Genomic DNA, 7820 nt, shown 5'->3' with positions numbered 1-7820 from the left:
CGCAGCACGCAGGCGTGCTGGACAGCCGGGCCGACAGTGAGGGATACATCGATTCCGCCCGGTACGACCTCGACGTGGTGGCGGCCGTGCACGCGCAGCTGCTCGCGCAGGTTTCCGCGCAGGCGGGTGTCCGTCCCGTGCCCAACGGTGTGCCGGCGCGGCTGCCTGTGCGCTGGTGGCGGGGGCGTCCCTTGTCGGCCTTCGGCGTGGTGCCCTACGCGTGGGCCGAGGCGATGGAGCGTCTCGGCATCACCGGCATGGACGACGTACACGGTGAGCAGCAGGTGGCCCGGCACGCCGGCTACTGGTGGGCCTTTCGTGACTACGCCGTCCTCACCCCCCGCCCGGACTTCTTCCGGCGGGACACGGAAGGACGCCTGCACTGCGCCGACGGGCCGGCTGCCGTATGGCCCGACGGCTGGGCCATCCACTCCTGGCACGGCAGGAGGGTGCCCGCCTCCCTGACCGCGGGCCGCTGGGACCCCGCGCGGATCCTCGCGGAGCCCAATGTCGAGGTGCGCCGCTGCGCGATCGAGCGGATGGGATGGTCCGAGTTCATCGTGGCGGCGGGGCTGCGCCGGGTGGGCTGCCCTGAGCCGGACCCGGGCAATCCCGGGCAGTGGCTCAGCCTCTACGAACTGCCTCTCGAACGTGGCCGGGTCCGGGTTCTGTTGTGCACGAACGCCTCCGTCGAACGGGACGGCACCCGCCGTCAGTACGGCCTCGCCGTGCCTGCCGACACCCCGGACGCCACGACCGCGGCGGCGGGCCTGCTCGGCCTCACCCGCGAGCAGTACCTCACCATGGCCCGGGCCACATGATGACGACCGCCGGAGGCCGAGCCCACCGACCGGATCACACCCGACCGCGTACCGCCGACGAACCGGAGAATCCCGTGACCACACAGCACCCGACACTCGGACATGTCACCGCCCTCGCCGGCGTCGACGTCCTGGGCCACCTCGATCTGCAGGCGGCCATCCCGGTCTCCGCCGGGCTGCAGCGCCAGGGCGACATCGGTCTCATTCCGGTCGGCCTGATCGGGTACGAACCGCGGGAAGACGCCAGGGATGTCCCCGCCGCAGGGATACCCCTGGTGTCGTCCGAGGACGGCGGCAACACCCACCTGCTCGTGGCCGACGGCCCGGTCACCTGGGCACCGAACGGCAGCGACGGCCCGGACGTGGGCTGCTTCACAGTCCACGAAGGCGCCACGGCCTACATCCTGCACCCCGAGCACGGCGCCATGGGCCACGCTCCGGGCACCTATCTGGTGCGCCGTCAGGTCGAGCTCGAAGACCGCGTGGTCCTCGACTGACGGCACCCTGTGCGCGTCAGCTGACGTAGGTTGCCGCCGACGTCGTTGGGCGAGGTCCGGGGGCCGAGGAGGGTCCCGCACGCCCCGCGTGCAGCCGGCGGGCTACGGGCGCAGGGGACTGTCGTGGGCATCGCTCAGCACTACGCTCTCGATGCCCTCTCGCTCCACCCGACGTGCCGTCTTGAGAAGGTGTCTGCCCTTCTCGACGGCTCCCTGATCGACCTTGGGCAGTCCCGACGGCAGGTTGAGCATGCCGCGCTCGGCGAAAGGCCGGTCCGTACGGGGACACCCTCCAGGAGATAAGGAGCAGGGCTCCCAACGCCCGCATCGTCCTCATTCGATACCCGCCCCTGCTGGAGATCTCAGGCTCCTGCATCCCCGGGATGGCCCCCGATGAGGGCACATGGCTGAACGAGGACCTGGTGCCCCATCTCTCGAAGCGCGTGCGCCTTGATCGCGGCTAAGTCGGGGCGGATGAACAGCACGTGCACCACCTCGTACGTGGCCGTCGAGTCCTTCATGGCGCCTGGCAGCACCTGATGAGTGAAGGACGAGATCTCATCGCGGCCGGTGAGGCGCTTGCCATGGCCCGTCGTCCAGATCGCGTCCGCCCGGAACAGGCCGACGAACTCCTCGGGCAACTCATTCTTGGTGCCCTCGCGGCCACATGATCCGCCGGGCAGTGCCTACTGGTCTTTTCGTAAGTCGGTCGGTGTGGTGTGCGGATGGTCAAGCCCGTGGGGGCGAGAAAGGACCATTCCTGTTCGGCGACCCAGGCGCGCACCGCGCGACTCCAATGAGCTGACAGGCCGAAGATGGATTGTCGTTCGCCGTGGGGTCCGGGCCACGCCCGGGCCCCACGGCGGCGGTTCACCTTTCGTGATGGTCCGAAGGGCCAGGTTGCGGTGGGCCGAAGGGCTCGATCTTCGGGTTGGCGAACGGCCCCTGCGCCCCCGCCCCACCGGTGATCCGGCCAGCGGCATCCTCGGTGACCATCATGACGTGAGTGCCCCGTTCGGGATCGACGGGTACAACACCGTACGACTCGTCGACCTCGTCGGACGCCAGCCCGTACTCCCGCATCGCGTCCTGGAGCCTCGCTCCCCGTGGGAGCGTGATGGTGACGAGGACGAATGGGCCCTGTGGAGCCATGGCTCTCCTTACAGAAGCCCGGACTACCGGCGCTTGCGGATCACATCAACGATACGGGCTGCGTCGATCGTGCCGAACCCGTGGTCGAAGTCGAAGCCGGCCATGCCCACGTCGTTGGCGGTACGGCGCACCAAGGTGCGCATCTGCATCGGCGAAAGCTTGCTCACGGGAAGTTGCGTGCGCACTGCGGCCACGACACCGGCGGCGACGGGGCAGGCAGCCGAAGTACCGGAGTCGGGGCTGTGCTCGCCAAACGCCTTCGACCCGGCGAAGTGCGTGAAGGTGCATGCGTCGGGCTTGCGGCGACTGAGCCGTCCCGGGCCCTGCGAGGAGTAGCCGACACGGACTCCTTCGACATTCACACCACCGATCGACAACACACGGGGGTGCGAGTTCGCTCCGTTGATCGGACGGGAGACGAACTGGCAGCGGCCGTCGGGACACTCGCGGCCGCAGTTGCCCGCGGCGAACAGAATGTCCGCGCCCGCCTCCTCCAAAGCGGAGACCGCCAGGTTGAAGGGGTGAGCCGGGTTGTCCGAGTAGTTTCCGGGGTGGCCGGGAGGGAAGTCCCAGCTCGGGCTGAACGACCCCCAGCTGTTGCTGACGACCAGCGCGCGGCGCTCCTCGGGCATGTCCTCGAGCATGAACCGCAGGTGGGAGAAGGCCGCGATCGCGTCAGAGAGAAAGCCCTCCATGACGGTTGCGCCGGGGCGTCGCGACAGCAGGATGGGGAGGTCGAGGAGCGTTGCCTTCGGGGCGGTGATCCGGGCGTCGAAGGCACACATGGTGCCGTGGTCCACGGCGAACTGCCCGAAGTTGCCGACCACGCCGGCGGGCTTCCAGCTCCGGTCCGCGTCGACAGTCACCTCGTGGCCGATGACCTGGGAGAGGTGCTGGACGTTGATGCCGGAGTCGAGGACGGCGATGGGGACCCCGGCGCCGTCCAGGCCCTCCGCCTCAAGGATTTGGGTCAGTTTCCGTTGTACGTCGTGCCAGTTACCCACCGGGGCGTCGCCACCGCACGTCGGCATGGTCTCGATGACAGGGTCGGAGGAGATACCGACGATGTCAGGGCGGGTGGTGGCGAGCATGGCGTAGCGGCTGGCGATGTCGTAGTCCTGGATCTCCCCGCGCACCAGAACGCTGGCGCTCTCGGGAGCCATGGAGAAGCGAAGCGGCTGTTCCAGGGAGAGCGGGTCGCCGCCCGGCGTCGCCGGCTGCGGCTGGGGTACCGGCACCGGGACGAAGTTGGGATCCAGAGCGACGCCCGGGACGTCCCCGGCAACGGTGGTGGCAGCAGGGGTGGTTTCGTGAGGGTCGATGACGGCCCGGAGGACATCGGGCTCGGGCCGCATCTGAATCATGACGCGCACATTTGACTCCTGATCGATGCTGCAGGCAGCCCCAGCGGGTCGAACGGAAGGCCGACGCGAGGGCGGCATCTGCGGAGGGAAGGAGAGCCAACGGTGAGCGACGTCAGGCCCTCAACGTGGATTGGCTTCCCTGGCGAACAAGACTCACGGTGGCAGACAGCCAAGCCTGCCGGCACCGCCAAACAGGCGAAATACCTTCGACATATGCCAAGGGCAAGCACGACGTGCTGGTCGCCGTTGGGCTGGCTCACCAGGACTGGCTCGATCGCCTGGGGCCGAACTGGGTCCTTGAGGTTCGTGACCGCCCGCGTGGACCGCTGCAGGTTGGGTCCGCTCCGGCGGGGTGTCGGGACGGTTGCGGGTGCGGGTCTATCGGGACTGTAAGACGTTCGGCCCTGTCCCACTTTCGGTGGTCACCCAGGGTGACTGGTATCCGAGAAGGATGCGGTGGCGGAGCAGAGCGAAGCCTGCTCGTCGAGACGGCCCGGACAGCGAGTGGGTGGACCGATGAACTGCGCGGTGCAGGACTGCTGGCGGACGTGCGGTACCCCACCTCCTACCGGGAGATGGGCCGCTGGGGATCCGGTGCTGCATGGGACGCGGCCGAGGACGTGTTCCGGGCGGACTCGCGGGCCATCCTTCGCCGGCTCTCGCGGCCCCTTCGCCCACACCAGCGCACGCTGGTGGCCGCACACACCGTCTCCATCGCCTGCGCGTTCCTCGGCAGCACGCAAGCCGGGATGCGCTGGCTGATCGACCACATCCCGCCCACAGCACCCGCGCCCGTACCGCGCCCGCAGTTCACCGACGCCGTACGTCTGGCCGACCCCGGAGACGACTGGGCGGCCTTGCAAGCCGCCCCCGGCGGAGCGGCCATCGTGTCGGCGTGGGCCGACCGCAACACCGCCCTCGCCGCCTACCGGCCACACCTGCCGGGATCGGACACCGAGGGCATCGCCGTCGACGACGTCCTGACCTCACTGCTGCACGTCCATTTCGTACAGCACATCGCGGTCGACTTCCCCGAGGAGGAGGTCTGCCTGTACCTCGCTCGCGCTGCCGCTCTGGCCTGGACCGCCCGTACCACCGGAAGGACGCCGTGACAGCCCACCCCGCCCTGGAACTGGCCGACGCCGTCGCCGATCAACTCGCCGACCCTCACACGGCGTACCTTGGGCCAGCAGACTCTCATCGGCAGCACCTTGCCTACGGCTTGCCCGGCATCGCCCTCCTCCACATCGAGCGGGCTGCGGCCGTGCCTGGGACCGTGGCAGCGCGTCCACGCCTGGCTCGCCGCTGCCTCCCGTGAACCGCTCACCAGCGGCCCCGACAGCCACCCCTTCTACGGGACGCCCGCCCTCGGTCACGCGCTGGACTGCGCCGCCGATCATCTGCCCGGTGCCTACCAGCGCGCCCTTGACACTCTCGACCGGCACATGGCTGACGACGTGATCCGCCGCGTCGACGCCGCACATCACCGGATGGACGCCGGACTCCTCCCCGCGCTCGCGGAGTTCGACACCATTCGCGGCCTGAGCGGTTACAGCTCCTACCTCCTGCGCCGCGACCCCGGCAGCCCCGCCCTGCGTGCCGTACTCGACTACTGCGTACGCCTCACCGAACCGGTCACCCACGACGGCGAGCGCTTGCCGGGATGGTGGACGGACACAGGGCCCTCGGGCCGCCCGGACGGCCGCTTCCGCGGCGGGCACGCCAACAACGGTATGGCGCACGGTATCGGCGGCGTGGTTGCCCTGCTGGCGCTCGCCGCCAGGCAGGGCATCGTCGTCGACAGCCACGCTGATGCTCCTGCCGCGGAGCGCATCCGCGCTCTCACCTGCCTGGCCGGCCGACTCGCTGCCGGCGATGCCCGGTCCCACGAGCTGATCCCAGCCTCGTCCGGGGTGATGCCTTGGCGGCAGCTGGCCGAAGGTGATCTGAGGTCAGGTTCCAGCAGTTACTGGGCTCGTGCTCTCGTGGTCAGCTGCCGACGTGGCCAGGTACGGTAGGCCCAAGGGCCGTTCTGGATGCGGGGGCGTGCATGGAACGGGAAGCAACCGCATTGGCGGGTGCCGCGGCGTGGATGATGGCTGCGGCAGTGGGGACCGAGGCATGGGGTGCGGTTCGCGCCCGGATCGAGAAGTTCTGCCAACGGGCGCTCGGGATCGATGTGGGCCCTGAACTCATCGAGGCCGGAGAGATGCTTCATCAGCCCCGTCTCCGGGAGATAGCCCTGGCGCACTGGACGTCAAGGCTTGCTGGGAACCTCCACGCGGCCCCGGGGGCGTCCGATGAACTACGCGCTCTCATTGCAGGTTTCTACGGCGGTCAGGCTGATGACGCCCGGGTCGCCCCCTTCGCTGACTACCCTGACTTCCGCGACGGTGCGTTCCATGGGCCGGTCGTAGGAGTTCAACACAACTACGGCGCGACGCAGGGCGGCGGAGTGGCCGCCCCGGATGACTGGCCTGCCCTGGACGCGGTGGACCCGATCGGGCTGGGCGTGCACCGGACCCACCTGTTCGGAGGGGTATCCGAACTCCCGCCGTATGTAGACAGGGATGTCGACGGACAGCTGGTCGAGCTGTTGCGGCGGGTGCGTGGCGGCGGCCTGGTTGTGGTGACCGGGCGGCCGCTGTCCGGCAAGAGCAGAACCGCAGCGGCCGCCTTGTCCGCGGCGCTGCCGCCAGAGACCAGGGTGTACGCACCTTCCCCCGGCATGGACCTGCGCGGCATACCCGCCGCGCTCCGCTCGCGTAACGGATCGTACGTTCTCTGGCTCGATGAGCTGGAGGGTCATTTGGGCGAACAGGGTTTGGAGTCCGGGCTGTTGACCCGGCTGATCGACTCCCGGGTGCTCGTTCTGGGAACCATGAGGGAAGAGACGTACGACGCCCACCGCTTCGGAAGCGGCCCTGCAGCACGTGTGCTGCGCCGTGCGGCCATTGTCGAGCTCGCAAGTCAATGGAGTGACTCGGAGCTGGGACGGCTGGCCAGGTGCGCCAATGACGTCCGGCTCGCTGAGGCTTTGGAGGAGTGCGGCGACCGAAGTCCGGGTGAGTACCTGGCTCTCGGACCGGAGCTGTGGGACGAGTGGCGCAGGGCCTCGCGGGCGGACGCCCATCCGCGAGGTCATGTGCTGGTACGTGCAGCGGTCGACCTGGCCCGCTGCGGACTCACCGGCCCGCTGCCTGTCGAATCGCTGCGGAGCGTGCACGAGGAGTACGAGTCCGACGTGCCGAAGGCCGACTGGGAAAGGTTCGACGAGGCTCTGGCATGGGCAACAGCCCCAAGGCTCGGTGTGGCTGGTCTGCTGATACCCGGAGAGGGGGAGACTGTTCGCGCCCCCAGCTCACTGATCGCGGACGCACGGCGGTCAAACCCGCCGCCATTGATGCCTGACGGAATTTGGTACGTCGCGCTGGCCTTGGACGGGGTGGCCACGGACCGGGACACTCTGCAGGCAGAAGGCGATGGCGCACTGCTGCCCCGAGCGGAGGGCGGCGATGCCGAGGCGATGTTTCTGGCGGGAGCCCTCGGCCACCGCACCGAAGGGCTATGTGACGCGGTGCTCCGGCGCTACCGCTCGGCCTTGGACGCCGAAGGGGACTGGTTTCGAGAACTGGCTGGCGCGGGTCGGACGCAGGCACTCGCGCGGGCTGCCGAGGCTTTCGCCGCTCAGGGGCGCTATGAAGAGGCGATCCGATATGCGCAGGCCGCATGCGCCGCAGACGATCCGGACGGGAGACGCTTGATACCGCCGTTGCAGCACGAAATGCACTCCTGGGAGCGTACTGCCTTGTTCTTCAGCGACTTTCCATGGACTGATTCCTAATGTCGCTGGCCGGGCAGCCTCCGGCCCCTTACTGAGCTTGAAATCGGATTCCCGTAGCTGCTGACCAGGCTTGACCCTCGCGGTACGCCATTGTCATAAGGTACGCGCAGGGCGGTGGTCTGTCGGACGAGCCTCAACAGTT

Annotated in this window: 6 protein-coding genes and 2 pseudogenes; 5 read left to right on the top strand and 3 right to left on the bottom strand. The window is 68.8% G+C overall.

What is annotated here, in order from left to right; translation table 11 throughout:
• A partial coding sequence (locus ACWDRW_RS35045) for a DUF6745 domain-containing protein (RefSeq protein WP_451730869.1) occupies nt 1-821 on the top strand: 821 nt, incomplete at its 5' end.
• Nucleotides 822-895: 74 nt separating this feature from the next.
• Nucleotides 896-1318, top strand: coding sequence for a hypothetical protein (locus ACWDRW_RS35040; protein WP_451730867.1), 423 nt, complete (start codon nt 896-898; stop codon nt 1316-1318).
• 362 nt (nt 1319-1680) lie between these two features.
• Here ACWDRW_RS35040 and ACWDRW_RS35035 read toward each other — a convergent pair whose 3' ends face one another.
• The 3 genes from ACWDRW_RS35035 to ACWDRW_RS35025 form a co-directional block, all read right to left on the bottom strand.
• Nucleotides 1681-1959 carry an SgcJ/EcaC family oxidoreductase gene (locus tag ACWDRW_RS35035; RefSeq protein ID WP_451730864.1) on the bottom strand — a complete coding sequence of 93 codons (279 nt, stop codon included), beginning with the start codon at nt 1957-1959 and terminating at the stop codon, nt 1681-1683.
• Nucleotides 1960-2188: 229 nt separating this feature from the next.
• Entirely contained in the window at nt 2189-2470 is a 282-nt protein-coding gene (locus ACWDRW_RS35030) for a hypothetical protein (protein WP_451730861.1), read from the bottom strand.
• A gap of 23 nt (nt 2471-2493) precedes the next feature.
• Nucleotides 2494-3825 (bottom strand): S8 family serine peptidase, encoded by a 1332-nt coding sequence (locus ACWDRW_RS35025; protein ID WP_451730858.1) that lies wholly within the window; start codon nt 3823-3825, stop codon nt 2494-2496.
• Between the two features lie 494 nt (nt 3826-4319).
• On the opposite strand from ACWDRW_RS35025, the pseudogene ACWDRW_RS35020 reads away from it, so the two are divergent.
• From ACWDRW_RS35020 to ACWDRW_RS35010, 3 genes and pseudogenes are all read left to right on the top strand, one after another.
• Nucleotides 4320-4946: pseudogene (locus ACWDRW_RS35020) on the top strand (thiopeptide-type bacteriocin biosynthesis protein); the annotation flags it as partial.
• Nucleotides 4943-5651: pseudogene (locus ACWDRW_RS35015) on the top strand (lanthionine synthetase LanC family protein); the annotation flags it as partial. The pseudogenes ACWDRW_RS35020 and ACWDRW_RS35015, both read left to right, overlap by 4 nt.
• Nucleotides 5652-5884: 233 nt before the next feature.
• Nucleotides 5885-7678 (top strand): hypothetical protein, encoded by a 1794-nt coding sequence (locus ACWDRW_RS35010; protein WP_451730855.1) that lies wholly within the window; start codon nt 5885-5887, stop codon nt 7676-7678.
• Nucleotides 7679-7820: the final 142 nt, after the last annotated feature.

The organism is Streptomyces sp. NPDC003635 (assembly GCF_053587635.1).
This window is presented reverse-complemented; position numbering and strand designations above follow the sequence as displayed.